Origin of the sequence: Sphingomonas sp. CFBP 8760, assembly GCF_014841615.1 — a bacterium.
Classification (GTDB): Bacteria; Pseudomonadota; Alphaproteobacteria; order Sphingomonadales; family Sphingomonadaceae; genus Sphingomonas.
This window is the reverse complement of sequence record NZ_JACYUG010000002.1, coordinates 25378-42260: the sequence shown is the minus strand read 5'-3', so window position 1 is coordinate 42260 and position 16883 is coordinate 25378. Positions and strand designations below refer to the sequence as shown.

Genomic DNA, 16883 nt, shown 5'->3' with positions numbered 1-16883 from the left:
TTCAGCGGGTGGCGATCCGGGCGGCGGCGTGCCGGTACAGGGTGAAGCATATCTCCGCACCCGCGATGGCGCCATCGATCCATGCTTCGCCCTGCCGCTCACCCTCGGCATCGATCGCCGCGAGCAATCCCCGCCATTCCCCACTTTCATGCTTCGCGCCGAGATAGCGGGTGGGCAGACTCGGGTCGACCGATCGTGCCAGCATGATGCCGCCGAGACGCGATCCTTCCGTCACATACAGCGCTCCCCATGCCGCACCCGCCATATCAGGTAGCGTGAACGCGAGAGGTGTGGGGAGGGCATGGCCGAGGTCTTGCAGGTCCGCCAACAGTAACGGCGTGCGAATCCGCCATGGCGGCAATCGATCCATCGTGGCGAATTGACGTTCGGCGGCGGGCAGCGCCAGCGCATGGGCGATCAGGAAGCGGGAATAATCCGCCGCCTTCGTCAGATCGTGATGGCCGAACGCCGCATCGACCATGTCGTGCGATGGCGCTGTGGCGGCACGCAGCCGGGCGACCGGGGTCATGCCGCCGCGGGAACCGCCGCCGGATCGGTCGCCGCGATGTCCACGATCAGTCCCTGCCGGCGGGCGACGATCGTCGGCACCAGCGCCTGTCCGGCGACGTTGACCGCGGTACGCCCCATGTCGATGATCGGGTCGATGGCAAGCAGCAGGCCCGCTCCTTCCAAAGGCAGCCCCAGCGTCGACAGCGTCAGCGTCAGCATGACCAGCGCCCCGGTCAGCCCTGCGGTCGCCGCCGATCCAACCACCGATACCAGGACGATCAGCAGATAGTCGGAAGCATGGAGCGCGATGCCATAATATTGCGCGACGAACAGCGCCGCCACCGCGGGGTATACGGCGGCACATCCATCCATCTTGGTCGTCGCGGCGAACGGCACGGCGAAGGCGGCATAGCTTTTCGGAACGCCGATCCGCTCCACCGCCGCTTCGGTGACAGGCAACGTGGCGATCGACGAGCGCGACACGAAGCCAAGCTGGATCGCGGGCCATGCGGCGGCGAAGAAACGCCGGATGGACAGGCCGTTCATCCGCAGCAGGACCGGATAGACGACCAGCAGCACCAGTCCCAGTCCCAGATACACCGCACCGGCAAAGGCACCCAGCGCCGACAGCGACTGCCAGCCATATTGCACGACCGCATGGCCCAGCAGCCCGGCCGTGCCGATCGGGGTCAGCCTCACCACCCAGCGCAGCACCCGGCGGAAGATGGCGAGGGCGGAGGCATTGAACGACAGGAAGGCCGATCCCGGCTCGCCCACCCGCACGGCGGCGATCCCCAGCGCGATGGCGACGACGATGATCTGGAGGATGTTGAACGAGATCGACGTGGTCGCCCCGCTATCGGTCAACTTGGTCGATGCGCTCAGGCCAAGCATGTTGGACGGCACCAGCCCCCGCAGGAAGTCGAGCCATGATCCGGTCGAGGTCGGTCGGATTGCCGTCGCGGCATCCACCCCGGCACGTACGCCCGGCTCCATCAGCAGGCCCAGCGCCAGTCCGATGCTGACTGCGATCAATGCGGTGATCGCGAACCAGATCAGCGTGCCCGCCACCAGTCGCGCAGCGTTACCCAGATCGCGCAGGGCCGCGATCGAGGCGACGATCGCGGTGAAGACCAGCGGCACCACCAGCGCCCGCAACAGCTGGACGAAGATTTCGCCGATGATGCGCAATGCCTCGGCCAGTGCGCTGGTTTCACCCAGGGTACGGGCCCAGAAACCGAGCAGCAGGCCGGCGGCCATGCCCAGGAACACCTGGGCGCTAAAGGAGACACGTGTCATGATGCCCGAACCTGGCGCATGACGGCGCAGTTTCCCAGCAAGCTTTGCTGCACCGGCGAATAGGCAGCCTGTGATGCCCATGCCGATGGCGGCGTCAGGCGGCGATGTCGTAGGGCTTGATCTCGCCGGCCAGATAGAGATTGCGCGCCTTGGCACGCGACAGTTTTCCCGACGACGTCCGCGGCAGCGTCCGCGGCGGGATCAGTTCGATCACGCAGTTCATGCCCGTGACCGAGCGTACCCGTTCCCGGATCGCGTCGCGCAGGCGGCTGCGTTCGGCGGTGTCGGAACTGCGGCACTGGACCAGCACCGCCGGCGTCTCCTCGCCACCCGGCGTGGTAATCGCGAAGGCGGCGATGTCGCCGGACTTGAAGCCGGGCAGTTGCTCCACCGCCCATTCGATGTCCTGCGGCCAGTGGTTGCGGCCGTTGACGATGATCATGTCCTTGGCGCGGCCGACGATGTACAGATATCCGTCCGACATATAGCCCATGTCGCCGGTATCCAGCCAGCCATCGGTCATGCACGCCTCGGTCGCGGCGGGATCGCGGAAATAGCCGACCATCACCGATGGCCCCCGGCACCAGACCTTGCCGATCGCCCGTTCCGGCAGCGGCGCGCCGTTTTCCTGACGGATCGCGACCTCCATGTCGCGCACCGGCTTGCCGCAGTTGACGATGGCGCGGAACCGTTGTGGCCTGTCGTCATTGGCATGGGCGCCCGACAGCTCGGTCTCCTCGACCAGCTCGACGCGAATACCCTCGCCCGGCGGCATGATCGACACCGCCAGCGTCGCTTCCGCCAGACCGTAGGAGGGCAGGAACGCACCGGCCTGGAAACCCGCATCGGCGAAGGCGTCGACGAATGCCTGCATCACGTCGGGGCGGATCATATCCGCGCCGTTACCCGCGACCCGCCAGCGCGACAGGTCGAACCGGTCGGACGCCTTGGTCTGCGAGGAGATGCGACGCGCGCAGATGTCGTAACCGAAGGTCGGTGAATAAGAGAGGGTGGTGCCCTCGTTCCGGCTGATGAGGTCGAGCCAAGCCAGCGGGCGGCGGGCGAAATCTTCCGTCTTCAGATAATCCGTCGATACCTGATTGGCCACTGGCGACAGGAAGCAGCCGACCAGCCCCATGTCGTGATACCAGGGCAACCATGACACGCAGCGATCGGTGTCGCGCACCGCCATGCCGTGGCTGTGCGCGGCGAGATTGTTGAGCAGCGCGCGGTGCGTGATCGCGACGCCGTGGGGGAAACGGGTCGAACCGCTGGAATATTGCAGATAGGCGATCTGGTCCGGCTCGGCCTGTGGCAGCGTCACCTCGGGCGCGGGACGTGCGGCGAAGCTCGTCCAGTCGATCCCGGTCACGCCCGCCACGGCGGCAGCCTCCCCGGCCAGCGCGATCAGATCGGGCGGATAGATCAGCATCGATGGGTCGCAGCTGGCGAGTTGGACGCGAAGCTGATCGATATACGAGTCGCGCCCGCCGAACGAGGTCGGCAGCGGCAAGGGCACCGGCCATGCACCGGCATAGACCACCCCGAAGAACAAGGCCGCGAACTCGGCCGAGGTTTCGGCGACCAGTGCGATCCGATCCTGCGGCTTCACGCCGGCGGCGATCAGCCGGCGCGCGGCAAGCAATGCATCTTCGCGAAGTTCCGCAAAGGCATAAGGCCGTGCCAATGCGCCGCGCGGATCATGGAAATTCAGGCCACGGACGCCGCCGGCGGCATAGTCCAATGCCTCGCCCAGCGTCCCGAAATCGGCGAAGCGGCGGGGAAGCGCATCCGCGGTCGGCGTCGCGATCGGGGCGGCCTGGCATTGCATCTCGGTCGTCATCGTGCCTTGGTCCTTCGAGCGGCGCACCTGCGCCGGTTATTCCTTCCTTATCCAGTGTGGCACAATCAAGGCGAATGACGGCGGATCGATCAACCAGGCGCCCGGTACTCCCGCTCGATCCGTCCGCGATGGAGCGTCTGGCGCTGCGTTATGTCGAGCGGTTCGCCACCACGCGCGGCAAGCTGGCCGACTATCTGGTGCGCAAGGCACGCGAGCGCGGTTGGGCGGGAGAAGGCGACGCGCGGACCGTTGCGGAGGATCTCGCAGAAAAGATGGCGGGGCTCGGCTATGTCGACGACCGTGCCTATGCGACCGCCAAGGCGGCGGCGCTGACCCGACGCGGGCTCGGCGCGGGACGGGTGACGATGGCGTTGCGACAGGCGCGTGTCGGCGCCGAGGATGTCGCGGCGGTTCAGCCTGCGGTGGCTCGCGATCGCCTCGACAGCGCGCTGGCCTTCGCCCGGCGGCGGCGGATCGGCCCGTTTGCGCCCGCACCGGTCGAAAAGGCCCAGCGGGAAAAGCATATCGGTGCCATGGTCAGGGCAGGCCATTCCTTTGTGCTGGCAAGATTAATCGCCTTTGCCGATCCCGGTCAGACAATCGATGTAGATACCGCTTCGGCCATAGGTCCTTGCGGGGATGACGAACCATGCTAGCAGGGCGCCGTCAGGGGTGGCCGATGGAGCAAGGGTTGCAGCCGGCACACGGTACAGACGATGGAATCGGGTCGGGCGTACCGGGCGTACCGGTCGTCGGCGTGGTCAAATGGTTCGACGTGACGCGGGGATTCGGCTTCATCGTAGCGGACGATCCCGCAATGGGCGATGTGCTGGTGCATTTCAGCGTGCTGGAAGAGCATGGCCGCCGCAGCCTGCCCGAAGGCGCCCGGGTCGAGGCGCTGGTGGTCGAGCGCGGCCGGGGCCTGCAGGCCCGGCAGATCATGACGATCGACCTGTCCCAGGCGGTGGCGGATGTTCCGCTGCCCCGCCCCCGCGAGGATCGGATCGATCCGCTCACCATGATCGACAGTGCCGGCGCCTTCGAACCGGCCAGCGTGAAATGGTTCAATCGGCTGAAGGGATACGGCTTCCTGATCCGCGATCGGGATGGAGCCGATGTGTTCGTCCACATGGAGACGCTGCGCCGCGGCGGCCTGATCGCCGTCGAACCCGAACAGCCGGTGCGTGCCCGCATCGTCGATGGTTGCAAGGGTGCGCTGGCCGTCGTGGTGGAGCCTGTATCGTGAAGAAGGTGGCCACCGTGATCGCCTTGCTGGCGCTGGCCGGCTGTGACGGCCGTCGATCGGAGGCGGAAGGCGTACGGATCGTGCCGGTCCGGATCGACGGGGCGGGGGGCAGTCATGTCTTCCGGGCGGAATTGGCGCAGACGGCGGCGGAACAGGCGCGCGGACTGATGTTCCGCACCAATCTCGTCGCGGATTCGGCGATGTTGTTTGCGCCCTATCCACCTGATGGGGGCGAACCGCGCGAGACGAGCTTCTGGATGAAGAACACGCCGACCTCGCTCGACATCCTGTTCATCCGTGCCGACGGCACGATCGCCCGTATCGCCGAAAACACCGTCCCCTTCTCCGAAGCGTCGGTCCCGTCGGGCGAGCCGGTGTCGGCCGTTCTGGAACTCCGCGGCGGCAGGGCAAGCGAACTGGGGATCGGTGAGGGCGACCGGGTCAGCTGGTCGACGACCGGATCATGACGTTTGACCGCCGATCGGCGGTTGATGACGGCGATCGGTCGGGGTAAGCGGACGGCATGGGTATCCTGTCCTCGATCTTCACCTGGTGGAACGGCGCCACCATCGGCACCCGCGTCTATGGCCTGCGCGGCATGGCCCGGAAGGGCGAGGATGCGCTGGGCAACGTCTATTACGAAGGGCGCAAGGATACCGCCGGTCATCCTCGCCGCTGGGTGATCTATCAGGGTGCCAACGACGCCAGCCGGGTGCCGCCGGAATGGGTCGCGTGGCTCCACCGTCAGGTCGACGACGTTCCCGAACGGTCCATGCCGCCGCAGCGCGCTTGGCAGAAGCCGGCGATCGCCAACCTGACCGGTACGCCGTTGGCCTATCGCCCGGCCGGGGCGATGGAAAAGGGCGGGCAGCGCGCCGCCGCGACGGGCGATTACGAAGCCTGGACGCCGGAGGGATGATCCGCTGGGTCGCCGCGGCCGTGCTGGTCGTGGCGCTCGCGATCGGTGGCTGGTTCGGCTATCGCGCGTTGACCGCGCCCGATCCCGCTGTTGCGCCGATCCGGGTCGAACAGGATGTGCCCGAGGCGCCGCCGACCGGTATCGAGACGGTCGACACCAGCGGCGCCGGCCCGATGATCGCCGGTACGACTCCGATGGCAGAACGCATCGCCGTGATCGGCGTACTCAACAAGCGTAACGGCGCCAGCCGCGAGGTGCGCCTCCGCCCCGGCGGCGTGGCACGGATCGGTGACGTGGTCGTCCGCCTGCGCGCCTGTGACCGGACCGCGCCGTGGGAGGCGGAGCAGTTGACGGGCGCGTTCGTGCAGATGGACGTGCGTGGCCCCGACCGGGCATGGCGGCGTGGTTTTTCAGGATGGCTGTTCAAGGAGCGGTCGGCGCTGAACGTCGTCCAGCATCCAATCTACGACGTCTGGACCAAAAGCTGCACGATGTCCTTCCCCGCGACCGGGCCGGATACCGAGTCGATCGCCGGCACACGATCAAGGGCGCCGAAATCGGCCGCCCCGCGCCCGGACACCACATCCGGCGAGCCGGCCGTCGTCCCCCCCTCAAGCGCGGCCTCCAGCAACGCCATGTAATCGGTGCGTGATATCTCCACCGCGCCGAGTGAGGTGAGGTGGGGCGTCTGGAACTGGCAGTCGAGCAAGGTAAAGCCACCCACCCGCAACCGCGCGACCAGCCAGGCCAGCGCGACCTTCGACGCATCGGTCGCGCGGCTGACCATGCTTTCCCCGAAAAACGCCCGGCCGATCGCGAGCCCGTACAATCCGCCCACCAGCCGATCACCGTCACGACACTCGACCGAGTGCGCAAATCCGAGGTGGTGGAGGCGGACGAACACGTCCTCGATACCGCCGTTGATCCAGGTTTCGGGCCGGTCGCTGGCACTCTCGGCGCACAGGCGTAACATCGCGGTGAAATCGGTATCGACGGTAACCTGGAACCGGTCCGCCGCGATCGTCCGCCGCAGCGTACGCGACAGGTGGAACCCGTCCAGCGGCAGCACGGCCCGGCGGCGCGGCTCTACCCAATAGACGCCATCGGCATCGCGGGCATCCGCCATCGGAAACACCCCGACCGAATAGGCACCAAGCACGAGTTGGGGATCGAGGATATCCATCGTCACGCTTCGACGTGGGCTTGCGGACGGCGGCGGACAAGGCGTGGATACGCGGCGGCCAAAAGAAAAGGCCGGCGGAACCAGCCGCCGGCCTCCGGATGATCGGAACGGGCCGGAATCAGACGTGGCAGCTGAGCGCCTTCTTTTCCGGCTGGGTCAGCGTGATCTTGGTATCGTCGCCGGTCAGGGTCCAGCCGCCCTCGGCCGTGAATGGCTCGCCCTTCGCTGGCGCCTTCAGCACCGTCGGGGTGGTTGCCGTGCTGGGCACGCGGACGTTGACCTGCTTGTCACCATTGAAGAACACCACGCCGACCAGCGAGCCATCGGCGCAACGGAACGTCTTTTCCACCCGGATCGATGGCGGCAGTTCCACCGGTGCGGCGTTCGCGATCTGGTTGGCGAGCGGATCGGGATTGGAATCAACAACTTCGGGCTGCTGCGGCTGTGAATTGCAGGCGGCCAGCAAGAGGAGCGGGGCGGCGGTGAACAGAGGGTGCATCTTCATGACGCCGTCGATTTTGCCGATATGCTGCATTGCGTCAAGCGCTGTGCGGTGGTGCGAACCGTAGGGGTGCCGACCGGCATCGGCCATTGACGGGAGCACCCACCCCGGCGCCATTAGTGATACTTGGGGGCGGTAAATGGGCGGTCGCTTGGCCAGGCGGTGGCAGGGGCCTATGGCCTGTGGCATGCATACTGCCCCGGATACGCTCGCCCTGATCGGTCATACCCCCCTCGTCCGCCTCGACGGACCGAGCAAGGCGACGGGTTGCGACATTTTCGGTAAATGTGAATTTGCCAATCCCGGTGCCTCGGTAAAGGATCGCGCGGCACTGTTCATCGTCGAGGATGCGGAGGCGCGCGGGACGCTACGCCCCGGCGGAACGATCGTGGAGGGGACGGCGGGCAACACCGGTATCGGGCTGGCGCTGGTCGCCAATGCCAAGGGATACCGCACGATCATCGTGATGCCCGAGACGCAGAGCCGCGAGAAGATGGATACGCTGCGCGCGCTTGGTGCGGAACTGGTGCTGGTATCGGCCGCGCCCTATTCCAGCCCCTGTCATTTCGTCCACACCTCGCGCCGGATCGCGGAGGAGACGCCGGGGGCGATCTGGGCCAACCAGTTCGACAATATCGCCAACCGCCGCGCCCATATCGTCGGCACGGCGGAGGAAATTTGGACGCAGATGGATGGCCGCATCGACGGCTTCACCTGCGCGGCGGGTACCGGCGGCACGATCGCCGGCGTCGGACTGGGCCTGAAGGCAAAAGACGATAGCGTGACGATCGCGCTGACTGATCCGCATGGCGCCGCGCTCTACGACTATTATGCGTATGGCGAACTGCGGTCGGAGGGATCGTCGGTGGCGGAGGGGATCGGGCAGGGGCGGATCACCGCCAATCTGGAAGGTGCGCCGATCGACACGCAGTTCCGGGTCGCCGATCAGGAGGGCTATGAATGGGTGCGGCGCCTGCTCGATGAAGAGGGGCTGTGTCTCGGTCTGTCGTCGGGGATCAATGTCGCGGGCGCGGTGCGACTGGCGCGTGCCCTGGGGCCGGGGCGGCGGATTGCGACGATCCTGTGCGACACCGGTTTCCGCTATCTGTCGACGCTCCACAACCCGGTCTGGCGTGCGGAAAAGGGACTCGTCGAGCCGGTCGTTTGAGACGACGGGTTGAGAAATATCGGCGGTAGTGTTACATTCCGGCCACATGATGAAAGGCCGTCCCGAACCATCGCAGTCGTTTCAGCGTATCAAGGTCGGCTTGATCGGCCTGATCGCGGTGGTCGTGCTGATCGCCACGGCCAGTACGATCATCGCCAGCGCGACGCATGAGCGCGCGGTCGGCGGATCAGCCCAGGCCAATCTGGTCGCCGAGATCGCCGCGTCCAACGACATGGTGCCGGAAACCGGAGAACCGCTGGCCGAGATGGGCGTCGCGCCGAGCAGCGCCAATGTGCAGGATGCCGCTCCACCGCGTTGAGCAAGGTCATCTCACCCGATCACGACACACATTTGTCCAGCGCTGCGCGGCGCACCACGCCGATATGACGGGTGATGGTATTGCCATGACGCCGGATCGACCCGCGAGGATCGATCGCCGCCCGTTTCTTGGGCAGCGGCAGGACCGCAGCGATTCGTGCCGCCTCGGTCGGCGACAGGTGGCTGGCGTCGTGATGGAAATAACGGATTGCTGCGGCTTCGACACCATATGTGCCGATCCCGGTTTCGGCGATGTTGAGATACACCTCCATGATACGCCGCTTGCCCCACAGCGCCTCGATCAGGACGGTGAAATACGCCTCCGCCGCCTTGCGCAGATAGCCACCACCCTGGAACAGGAATGCGTTCTTGGCGGTCTGCTGGCTGATCGTCGAACCGCCGCGGATGCGGCGTCCCTGCGCGTTGCGCACCGCCGCCGCCGAGATGGCACGGAAGTCGAAGCCGTTGTGGGAACAGAAGCGAGCATCCTCACCGGCGATTGCCGCCCGCGCCATATCCGGATCGATCCGGGACAATGGCACCCAATCCTTGGTCACGCCGCGCCCGGCGATCACGTCGCCCATCATCGTGAAGGTGAAGGGCGGGGGCACGAAACGATAGAGGCCGACCCACAGGATGGTCACCGCAACGAAGATCAGGGTGGCCTTTGCCAGCCAGCGCAACATGAAGATCATGTTGGCGGTCCTATCGGGCGTGGCGGGAAAGGGCCAGAACCCGGTCGGCGGCGGCGATGCCGGTGGCATAGGCACCATGCGCGGTCGAGAAGTCGTGCGGCGAGCAGGCTTCCCCCGCGAAGAACAGCCGGTCGTCGACCGGTCGGGCCAACACCATCCGCTGGCCGGCCGAACCGATACGGGCATGGCTGTAACTGCCGCCGATTCCGTGTTCCTGGCGCCAGCGCGTAACGGCCAACGGCGTGAAGCGCGACCGCCAGTCGCCACCCAGCAGCGCGACCAGTTCGTCGATCGCGAAAGCGGCGGCGTCGCCTCCCTCCATCATCTCCGCACAGGGGCCGCCGAAGAAGCTTTCGACGATCGGCCGACCGAACGGCGACAGTCGATGGCTGGCCGTGCAGGCGGAGCGGGGATTGCCGATCAGATGGGCATCGGCAGGCCATATTGGGGCATCGACATGCAGGAACACCTTGTCCGCCAGCCCCAGCGGCAGCGCGGCGGCGGCATCAAGCTTGGCGGGCAGTGGCGGATCGAAGACGATCCCTCCATCGGCGATGACGGTCGTGGGCACGCAGACGATCGTCCGTTCAGCCTCGATCGTGCCGACGGGCGTGTCGAGCCGCAGGACGGCACCATGGTGATCGATCCGGGTGACCGGCGTGTGGAGCCGCACCGACAGGGGGCGGGCATGGTCATGGATCAGCGTGCCGTAACCAGCCGGTAACGCCCAATTGTCGTCACCGGCTGCATCCTCATAGGCGGCCCAGTCGTGCAGCGAGACGTCGGTCAATGCCGCGCCGTTGGCGAAGCCGGAGATGGCGTCGATCATCGGGCGGGCGGGGTCGGCGGTATCGATGAAGTCCGACAGCGGCCGATCGGGACCGGTCAGCGCGGCATGGGCCGCCGCCTCCCATCGTTCCCGCGTCGTTGCGAATGCCTGCTGTTCAGCGGGAGGAAAGCCGAGATCGCACCATTGCACGTCCCAGTGCGGCGATCCCCGATCGATCGGGAAGCCCCGCGCCTCGGCAATCGTCGTCCAAGGATTGCGACGGGCGGAATGAAGCCAGCCGCAACCCAGATCGACGGTGACATCGCCACCGCCGGGTAACGCAAGATTTCTACTGTAGGCACGGCCACCGAGCCGGTCGGACGTTTCGACCAGCAGCACGTCGGCACCGGCATCGTGAAGGCGGCGGGCGGCGGCAATGCCGGCCGCGCCGCCGCCGATCACGACGATATCCGGCATGATTGTCGGGGCCGGATCAGGCGGCGGTCAAAAGCCGCTTTTCCCCCGCCAGCCGCATCATGCCCTTTTGCAGCTTCTCGAACGCCCGCACCTCGATCTGGCGTACGCGCTCGCGGCTGACGCCATAGACCTGGCTGAGTTCTTCCAGCGTCTTGGGGTCATCGGTCAGCCGGCGTTCGGTCAGGATGTGCTTTTCGCGATCGTTCAGATCGTCCATCGCGGAAACGAGCATGTCGTGACGGACGTCCGCTTCCTGTTGATCGGCAACGATCTTGTCCTGCAACGGCGCATCGTCCTGAAGCCAGTCCTGCCACTGACCTTCACCATCTTCACGCATAGGCACGTTCAGCGACGTATCGCCACCCATCGCCATGCGGCGGTTCATCGAGACGACGTCATGCTCGGCAACGCCCAGATCGGTGGCGATCTTGGTGACGTCCTCGGGGCGGAGGTCGCCATCCTCGAACGCGTCGAGCTTGGACTTCATGCGGCGCAGGTTGAAGAACAGTTTCTTCTGTGCGGCGGTGGTGCCCATTTTCACAAGGCTCCACGACCGCAGGATATATTCCTGGATCGACGCGCGAATCCACCACATCGCATAGGTGGCGAGCCGGAAGCCCCGATCGGGCTCGAACTTCTTCACGCCCTGCATCAGGCCGATATTGCCCTCCGAAATCAGTTCGGACGTGGGCAGGCCATAGCCGCGATACCCCATCGCGATCTTCGCGACAAGCCGCAGGTGACTGGTGACCAGCTGGGCCGCCGCGTCGGTGTCGCCATGCTCTTGGAACCGCTTGGCGAGCATATATTCCTGCTCGGGCTGGAGCAGGGGAAACTTGCGGATTTCGGACAGATAGCGGTTGAGGCTCTGTTCGCCGCCGAGTGCAGGTATCGTCGCCGGGACGTTGCTGCCTTTTGCCATGTTGATCCCTTTCCTCGGACGCGCGTGCCGCGATGCGGCGAATTCGCTAAAAGTTATACGTGAAGGCGGCTGAACAGTTCCTGCATATCCGGCGGCATATCGCTGTCGAACGCCATTACGTCCCCTTTTATGGGGTGGATGAACCCCAGCCGGGCGGCATGCAACGCCTGTCGCCGGAAACCGATCGTTTCCAGTACCTGACGTGGAAACCCTTTCGCCCGGCCATAGACGGGATCGCCGAGCAGGGAATGGCCAAGCGAGGCCATGTGGACGCGGACCTGATGCGTGCGTCCGGTCTCCAGCCGGCATTCCACCAGGGCCGCATCGCGCAGGACCTGAAGAGTGCGGTAATGGGTGACCGCGCGCTTGCCGCCGGGCACGATCGCGATCTTCTTGCGGTTCTGCGCGCTGCGGGCCAGCGGGGCATCGACCGATCCCTCGGCCGGGCGGGGGATGCCACCGGTGATCGCGCGGTAGCGGCGCTCGATGCTGTGGTCGGCGAACTGCTTCGCCAGGCCTTCGTGCGCGCGATCGGTCTTTGCGGCGATCATCAGGCCGGATGTGTCCTTGTCGATCCGGTGGACGATCCCCGGCCGCGCGACGCCGCCGATCCCCGACAGCGATCCCCGGCAATGATGAAGCAACGCGTTGACGAGCGTTCCGTCGAGGTTGCCCGCGGCGGGGTGGACAACCAGCCCGGCAGGCTTGTCGATCACGATCAGATGTTCGTCCTCATAGGCGACGACCAGCGGGATATCCTGCGCTTCGTTGTGCGGCAGGGTAGGGATCGGCACCGCGACGGAAAACACGCTGCCCGCCGTCGCGCGCCGCGCCGGATCGCGGGCCAGCGCGCCGCCATGCGATACCGCCCCGGCGGCGATCAACACCTTCAACCGTTCGCGCGACAGCGTCGGCACCGCTTCGGCCAGCGCACGATCCAGCCGCCACCCGTCCGCAGCCGGCGCGATCGTCGCTTCGATAGTGGCAACCCCCCGGTCCATGGACTACGCCAGATGGCGATGAGGGTGAAAATTTCAAGCGCGCTGATCGACCAGATCCTCGCGGTCGCCGCCGCGTCACCGGAGGCGGAGGTGTGCGGGCTGCTGTTCGGCAGCGTCGACCGGATCGATGCGGTCGAACCCTGCATCAACGTGGCCCCCGATCCGGCGCGGCGATTCGAAATCGATCCGGCGGCGTTGCTGGCGGCGCATCGACGGGCACGGGACGGGGCGATGATGCCGGTCGGCTGCTATCACTCGCACCCGGGCGGCGTCGCCGCGCCGTCGCCGCGAGATGCCGCCGATGCCGCGCCGGACGGCGGCATCTGGCTGATCGTGGCAGGCGGCCGGGTGACGGCGTGGCAGGCGGTGGCGGACGGACCGGTGCATGGCCGGTTCGCCGCCCTCTCGATCGATCCGTCATCCGGCGATCCGTCATCGGGCTGACCGGCACGGACTTGCGGGAAAAAGCGAAAGCCCGCACAGGACATACGTATTTCAGGGGATCAGCATGACCATCAGTCCGGTCGATTTCGCCAGCCTGCTTTGTTCGCGGCTTTGCCACGACCTGTTGTCCCCGGTGGGCGCGCTCAACAACGGGCTGGAGTTGCTGGCGGACGAAACCGACCCCGCGATGCGGCAACGGTGCATGGAATTATTGTCGGATAGCGCCCGCACCTCCGCCAACAAGCTGAAGTTCTTCCGGCTGGCCTTCGGAGCGGCCGGCGGGTTCGGCGAGACGGTCGATCCGCGGGAGGCGCGTGCCGCGATCGAGGGGTTGTTGTCCGATGCCAAGCGCACCACGCTGGGCTGGCTGGTCGAGGCGGATGCCCTGCCCAAGGCGGCGGTGAAGGCGATGCTGAACCTGACGCTGATCGCCAACGAGGCGCTGGTCCGTGGCGGCACGCTCGACATCGGTGCCGAAGAGGAGGACGGGCGGCTGGAGATCGTGGTCCGCATCGCGGGGCCGCGCATCATCCTCGATCCCGAACTGCGCCGGATGCTGACCGAGGGGGCGGCGGCGGACGGCGTCACCTCGCGATTGGCGGCGGCGTTCATGGTGCATACGCTGGTCGCCGAAGGGGGCGGACAGGTGCTGGTGTCCGATCAGGGCGAGGGCGTGATGATCTTCGGTGCGACGATGGCGGCGCCCGCCGGGTAATCGCCCGCAAAAATACCTTCGGGTAAAGGGGGTCTTAACCCCTGTCGTCCATGACCATCGGCGAACGCCCGGAGGCTCATGGACGACCTGCTACAGGAATTCATCGCGGAAACCCGAGAAACGCTGGACGCGTTGTCGGGGGAGATCGTGCTGTGGGAGGCCAACCCGACCGATCGTACCCGGCTGGATGCGATCTTCCGCTTCGTCCACACGGTGAAGGGCAGCTGCGGTTTCCTCGATCTGCCAAGGCTCGGCCGGCTTGCCCATGCCGCCGAGGACGTGCTGGCGGCGGTGCGCGAGGGTACGCGGGCGCCGGATACCGCGCTGGTCAATGCGGTGCTGGCGATCGTCGACCGGATCGGCGAACTGACCGAAGCGATCGCCGCCGGCTCGCCACTAGACGATACCACGGAGGATCTGCTGATCGCCGCCCTGGCGGAGGACGCCCTGCCGATCGCACCGGCAGCGGCCGGGCCGCAGACCCGCATCGCCAGCCGCAGTGTACGACTGGCGGTCGATCTGCTCGACCGGATGATGGCCGGCATGTCCGACATGGTGCTGGCCCGCAACGAACTGGCCCGTCGCCTGCGCGACCAGCCGATCGATCCCCGCGTCGAAGGTGCGTTGGAACGCCTGTCGCTGACCGTGGGCGAAATGCGCGACACGATCAGCCGTACCCGGATGCAGCGGATCGAGGCGCTCTTTTCGGCGATGCCGCGGATGGTGCGCGATACCGCGACACCGCTGGGCAAGCTGGTGACGCTGGACGTGGAGGGCGCCGACGTCGAACTCGATCGCGAGATGATCGAACTGCTGCGCGATCCGCTGGTCCACATCATCCGCAACGCGGTGGATCACGGGATCGAGCCGCCGGCGCTGCGCCATGCGCTGGGCAAGCGCGAGGCGGGGCGGCTGCTGGTATCGGCCCGGCAGACCGGCAACCAGATCGTGCTGGAGGTGACTGACGACGGCCGCGGCATCGATGTCGACCGGCTGGTCGCCAAGGCGGCAGCGGCGGGATTGCACAGCGAGGCGAAGCTCGCGGCGATGACCGAACGGCAGCGACTGGAACTGATCTTCGCACCGGGCCTGTCGAGCCGGGATACGGCGACCGCCATATCGGGACGTGGCGTCGGCATGGACGTTGTGCGCGCCAACATCGAGCAGATCGGTGGCCGCATCGCGCTGCGCAACCGGCCGGGTGCGGGGCTGACGATCGAGTTGCAGGTGCCGCTGACGCTGTCGATCATCCCGGCGATCGTGGTGGGCGTCGGCGAACAGCGCTTCGCGCTGCCGCGCCAGTCGATCGAGGAGATCGTGGCGATTCGCGGCGACGCGGTGCGGGTCGACGATCTGGGCGATTCGCGGGTAGCGACGGTGCGGGGGCGGCGGTTGCCGCTGGTCGATCTGGCGTCGCTGCTGGGGATCGATGGCGGACGTACGCAGGCATTGGCGATCGTCGGCACGCGTGATGGCAACTTCGCGCTCGGGATCGGGGCGGTGCTGGATTCGGAGGAACTGGTGGTGAAGCCGGTCTGCCCGGCGGTGATGGGCACCGGCATCTATGCGGGGCAGACGCTGCCCGACAGCGGATTGCCGATGCTGCTGCTCGACGGCGCGGGCGTCGCGGCGGCGGCGGGACTGCGCTTCACGCCAAAGGCGATCGTCGACGAGAACGAGGCGGCGGCCCAGGAACGCGGGATCGACGCGCTGTTGTTCGACGATCTTGACGGGCGACGCCGCGCGCTGCCGCTGGCGGCGGTGGACCGGGTGGAAACGGTGTCGGCCACGGCCATCCAGCGGACGGGCGGCCGCCTGCATCTGTCGATCGAGGGTGGGGTCGTGCCATTGGTGACGAGGGCGGAACCCCCGACGACCGGGCAGGTGACGCTGCTGCGGCTGACCGACGGCGTGACCGAGATCGGTTATCCGATCCGTGACGCGCACGAGATCGTGACGTTGCCGGTGGCGATGGCGCCGGTGCGCGACCGGCCCGGCATCGCCGGGGTCGCGGTGGTGAACGGCGAGCAGGTGGAGGTGGTGGATGGCCATGCCCTGTTCGCGGGCGAACTCGCGCCGCCGGTCGTCCGCCCGCTCTGCCTGCTGCATCATGACGGCACCGGCTGGATGGAAACGTTCCTGCGGCCCGTGCTGGAGGCGTCGGGATATCGCTGCGCCTCCACGCTGGCACCGGGCGAAACCGCGGCGGTGACGCTGGCGATGGATGACGACCCGCCCGCCGCGTCGGCGAACGGCGATCCGGTCGTGCTGCTGCGCAGCCGCCCCGCGATGCCGGGCGAGGCAGGCATCTATCGCTATGATCGGGCGGCGCTGATCGCGGCGGTTGCGGCGGAAATGCAGTCGCATGACGACATGCGACGGGAGATGGCACGATGAGCGAGTTGTTCCTGATCGCCCATCTGGCCGGCCGCTGGGTCGCGGTGGCGGCATCGCAGGTCGATTCGGCGGTCGATATCGGCGAGGTGGTGGCGGTGCCGTGCGCGCCGCCTGCGGTTCGTGGGCTGGCGGCGCTGCGCAGCCGCGTGGTGACCGTGATCGACACCCAGGTCGCGCTGGGGCGGGAGCCGGCGCGGGCGGCGCGGCGCGCGATCATCGCCGCGATCGACGGCCATCATTACGCATTCCTGGTCGATGCGTTCGAGGATGTGTTCCCGTTTGAACGGATATCGCTGTCCTCCGGTCTGGCGCTGGACGGGCGCTGGGCAGCCGCCGCGAACGGCGTGGTCGAACGAGACGGCGAACCGCTGCTCGTCCTCGACCTGACCGCTCTCGTCCCCGCCGGTACCGTGATCGACGATCAGGCGCTCGCCGCCTGAAAACGGCCCGGGGTTAAGACGCTAATCATTTTTAC

Annotated in this window: 19 protein-coding genes and 1 pseudogene; 11 read left to right on the top strand and 9 right to left on the bottom strand. The window is 66.9% G+C overall.

Annotated features, from left to right (window positions below; genetic code table 11):
- Position 1 precedes the first annotated feature (1 nt).
- The 3 genes from IFT82_RS03110 to IFT82_RS03100 form a co-directional block, all read right to left on the bottom strand.
- On the bottom strand, positions 2–529 hold the full coding sequence (locus tag IFT82_RS03110; RefSeq protein WP_192124458.1) for a biliverdin-producing heme oxygenase: 528 nt from the start codon (positions 527–529) through the stop codon (positions 2–4).
- Positions 526–1809 (bottom strand): dicarboxylate/amino acid:cation symporter, encoded by a 1284-nt coding sequence (locus tag IFT82_RS03105; RefSeq protein ID WP_192124456.1) that lies wholly within the window; start codon positions 1807–1809, stop codon positions 526–528. Before IFT82_RS03105 ends, IFT82_RS03110 begins: the two co-directional genes overlap by 4 nt.
- Before the next feature lie 94 nt (positions 1810–1903).
- Positions 1904–3652, bottom strand: a complete 1749-nt coding sequence (locus IFT82_RS03100) for a fatty acyl-AMP ligase (RefSeq protein WP_192124454.1) — start codon at positions 3650–3652, stop codon at positions 1904–1906.
- 128 nt (positions 3653–3780) lie between these two features.
- Between IFT82_RS03100 and IFT82_RS03095 the strand changes: the two genes are divergently transcribed.
- The 5 genes and pseudogenes from IFT82_RS03095 to IFT82_RS03080 form a co-directional block, all read left to right on the top strand.
- Positions 3781–4308: a RecX family transcriptional regulator gene (locus tag IFT82_RS03095; protein ID WP_192124452.1), complete on the top strand. Its 528-nt coding sequence runs from the start codon at positions 3781–3783 to the stop codon at positions 4306–4308.
- Positions 4309–4331: 23 nt separating this feature from the next.
- Positions 4332–4898 carry a cold-shock protein gene (locus tag IFT82_RS20705; protein ID WP_244646455.1) on the top strand — a complete coding sequence of 189 codons (567 nt, stop codon included), beginning with the start codon at positions 4332–4334 and terminating at the stop codon, positions 4896–4898.
- On the top strand, positions 4895–5365 hold the full coding sequence (locus IFT82_RS03090) for a DUF192 domain-containing protein (RefSeq protein WP_342355029.1): 471 nt from the start codon (positions 4895–4897) through the stop codon (positions 5363–5365). The genes IFT82_RS20705 and IFT82_RS03090 overlap by 4 nt, the downstream gene beginning before the upstream one ends.
- 56 nt (positions 5366–5421) lie before the next feature.
- The gene (locus IFT82_RS03085) at positions 5422–5817 is read left to right on the top strand and encodes an NADH:ubiquinone oxidoreductase subunit NDUFA12 (protein ID WP_192124448.1); all 396 of its coding nucleotides are present in this window, start codon (positions 5422–5424) and stop codon (positions 5815–5817) included.
- Positions 5814–6245 (top strand): annotated as a pseudogene (locus IFT82_RS03080) (DUF2155 domain-containing protein); the annotation flags it as partial. The gene IFT82_RS03085 and the pseudogene IFT82_RS03080, both read left to right, overlap by 4 nt.
- 35 nt (positions 6246–6280) lie before the next feature.
- Here the strand turns inward: IFT82_RS03080 and aat are convergent.
- Positions 6281–7000 (bottom strand): leucyl/phenylalanyl-tRNA--protein transferase, encoded by a 720-nt coding sequence (aat, locus tag IFT82_RS03075; protein WP_192124446.1) that lies wholly within the window; start codon positions 6998–7000, stop codon positions 6281–6283.
- A gap of 118 nt (positions 7001–7118) precedes the next feature.
- Positions 7119–7592 (bottom strand): hypothetical protein, encoded by a 474-nt coding sequence (locus tag IFT82_RS03070; protein ID WP_342355028.1) that lies wholly within the window; start codon positions 7590–7592, stop codon positions 7119–7121.
- 97 nt (positions 7593–7689) lie between these two features.
- Here IFT82_RS03070 and IFT82_RS03065 point away from each other — a divergent pair, with 97 nt between their 5' ends.
- Positions 7690–8670: a cysteine synthase A gene (locus IFT82_RS03065; RefSeq protein ID WP_192124444.1), complete on the top strand. Its 981-nt coding sequence runs from the start codon at positions 7690–7692 to the stop codon at positions 8668–8670.
- 46 nt (positions 8671–8716) lie between these two features.
- Entirely contained in the window at positions 8717–8989 is a 273-nt protein-coding gene (locus IFT82_RS03060) for a hypothetical protein (protein WP_244646453.1), read from the top strand.
- Positions 8990–9008: 19 nt separating this feature from the next.
- Here IFT82_RS03060 and mtgA read toward each other — a convergent pair whose 3' ends face one another.
- From mtgA to IFT82_RS03040, 4 genes are read right to left on the bottom strand one after another with little or no spacing between them, the layout of a single operon-like run.
- Positions 9009–9683, bottom strand: a complete 675-nt coding sequence (gene mtgA, locus IFT82_RS03055; protein ID WP_192124440.1) for a monofunctional biosynthetic peptidoglycan transglycosylase — start codon at positions 9681–9683, stop codon at positions 9009–9011.
- A 10-nt stretch (positions 9684–9693) separates the two neighbouring features.
- Positions 9694–10929 carry a flavin monoamine oxidase family protein gene (locus IFT82_RS03050; protein ID WP_192124438.1) on the bottom strand — a complete coding sequence of 412 codons (1236 nt, stop codon included), beginning with the start codon at positions 10927–10929 and terminating at the stop codon, positions 9694–9696.
- A 16-nt stretch (positions 10930–10945) separates the two neighbouring features.
- On the bottom strand, positions 10946–11851 hold the full coding sequence (gene rpoH, locus IFT82_RS03045; protein WP_192124437.1) for an RNA polymerase sigma factor RpoH: 906 nt from the start codon (positions 11849–11851) through the stop codon (positions 10946–10948).
- A 53-nt stretch (positions 11852–11904) separates the two neighbouring features.
- Entirely contained in the window at positions 11905–12852 is a 948-nt protein-coding gene (locus IFT82_RS03040) for an RluA family pseudouridine synthase (protein WP_192124435.1), read from the bottom strand.
- 18 nt (positions 12853–12870) lie between these two features.
- Between IFT82_RS03040 and IFT82_RS03035 the strand changes: the two genes are divergently transcribed.
- The 4 genes from IFT82_RS03035 to IFT82_RS03020 all read left to right on the top strand — a co-directional run bounded on the left by IFT82_RS03035 (position 12871) and on the right by IFT82_RS03020 (position 16848).
- Entirely contained in the window at positions 12871–13296 is a 426-nt protein-coding gene (locus IFT82_RS03035; RefSeq protein WP_192124433.1) for a M67 family metallopeptidase, read from the top strand.
- Between the two features lie 64 nt (positions 13297–13360).
- Positions 13361–14011 (top strand): histidine phosphotransferase family protein, encoded by a 651-nt coding sequence (locus IFT82_RS03030; RefSeq protein ID WP_192124431.1) that lies wholly within the window; start codon positions 13361–13363, stop codon positions 14009–14011.
- 78 nt (positions 14012–14089) lie between these two features.
- Positions 14090–16408 (top strand): chemotaxis protein CheA, encoded by a 2319-nt coding sequence (locus tag IFT82_RS03025; protein WP_192124430.1) that lies wholly within the window; start codon positions 14090–14092, stop codon positions 16406–16408.
- Positions 16405–16848 carry a chemotaxis protein CheW gene (locus IFT82_RS03020; RefSeq protein WP_192124428.1) on the top strand — a complete coding sequence of 148 codons (444 nt, stop codon included), beginning with the start codon at positions 16405–16407 and terminating at the stop codon, positions 16846–16848. Before IFT82_RS03025 ends, IFT82_RS03020 begins: the two co-directional genes overlap by 4 nt.
- Positions 16849–16883: the final 35 nt, after the last annotated feature.

Coding starts and splice junctions, on each gene's coding strand:
- IFT82_RS03040 (WP_192124435.1), bottom strand. CDS start 12,852: ATGGACCGGGGGGTTGCCACTATCGAAGCGACGATCGCGCCGGCTGCG.
- IFT82_RS20705 (WP_244646455.1), top strand. CDS start 4,332: ATGGAGCAAGGGTTGCAGCCGGCACACGGTACAGACGATGGAATCGGG.
- IFT82_RS03050 (WP_192124438.1), bottom strand. CDS start 10,929: ATGCCGGATATCGTCGTGATCGGCGGCGGCGCGGCCGGCATTGCCGCC.
- IFT82_RS03110 (WP_192124458.1), bottom strand. CDS start 529: ATGACCCCGGTCGCCCGGCTGCGTGCCGCCACAGCGCCATCGCACGAC.
- IFT82_RS03105 (WP_192124456.1), bottom strand. CDS start 1,809: ATGACACGTGTCTCCTTTAGCGCCCAGGTGTTCCTGGGCATGGCCGCC.
- IFT82_RS03065 (WP_192124444.1), top strand. CDS start 7,690: ATGCATACTGCCCCGGATACGCTCGCCCTGATCGGTCATACCCCCCTC.
- rpoH (WP_192124437.1), bottom strand. CDS start 11,851: ATGGCAAAAGGCAGCAACGTCCCGGCGACGATACCTGCACTCGGCGGC.
- IFT82_RS03035 (WP_192124433.1), top strand. CDS start 12,871: ATGAGGGTGAAAATTTCAAGCGCGCTGATCGACCAGATCCTCGCGGTC.
- IFT82_RS03085 (WP_192124448.1), top strand. CDS start 5,422: ATGGGTATCCTGTCCTCGATCTTCACCTGGTGGAACGGCGCCACCATC.
- IFT82_RS03095 (WP_192124452.1), top strand. CDS start 3,781: ATGGAGCGTCTGGCGCTGCGTTATGTCGAGCGGTTCGCCACCACGCGC.
- IFT82_RS03100 (WP_192124454.1), bottom strand. CDS start 3,652: ATGACGACCGAGATGCAATGCCAGGCCGCCCCGATCGCGACGCCGACC.
- IFT82_RS03070 (WP_342355028.1), bottom strand. CDS start 7,592: ATGGCCGATGCCGGTCGGCACCCCTACGGTTCGCACCACCGCACAGCG.
- aat (WP_192124446.1), bottom strand. CDS start 7,000: ATGGATATCCTCGATCCCCAACTCGTGCTTGGTGCCTATTCGGTCGGG.
- IFT82_RS03030 (WP_192124431.1), top strand. CDS start 13,361: ATGACCATCAGTCCGGTCGATTTCGCCAGCCTGCTTTGTTCGCGGCTT.
- mtgA (WP_192124440.1), bottom strand. CDS start 9,683: ATGATCTTCATGTTGCGCTGGCTGGCAAAGGCCACCCTGATCTTCGTT.
- IFT82_RS03020 (WP_192124428.1), top strand. CDS start 16,405: ATGAGCGAGTTGTTCCTGATCGCCCATCTGGCCGGCCGCTGGGTCGCG.
- IFT82_RS03060 (WP_244646453.1), top strand. CDS start 8,717: ATGATGAAAGGCCGTCCCGAACCATCGCAGTCGTTTCAGCGTATCAAG.
- IFT82_RS03025 (WP_192124430.1), top strand. CDS start 14,090: ATGGACGACCTGCTACAGGAATTCATCGCGGAAACCCGAGAAACGCTG.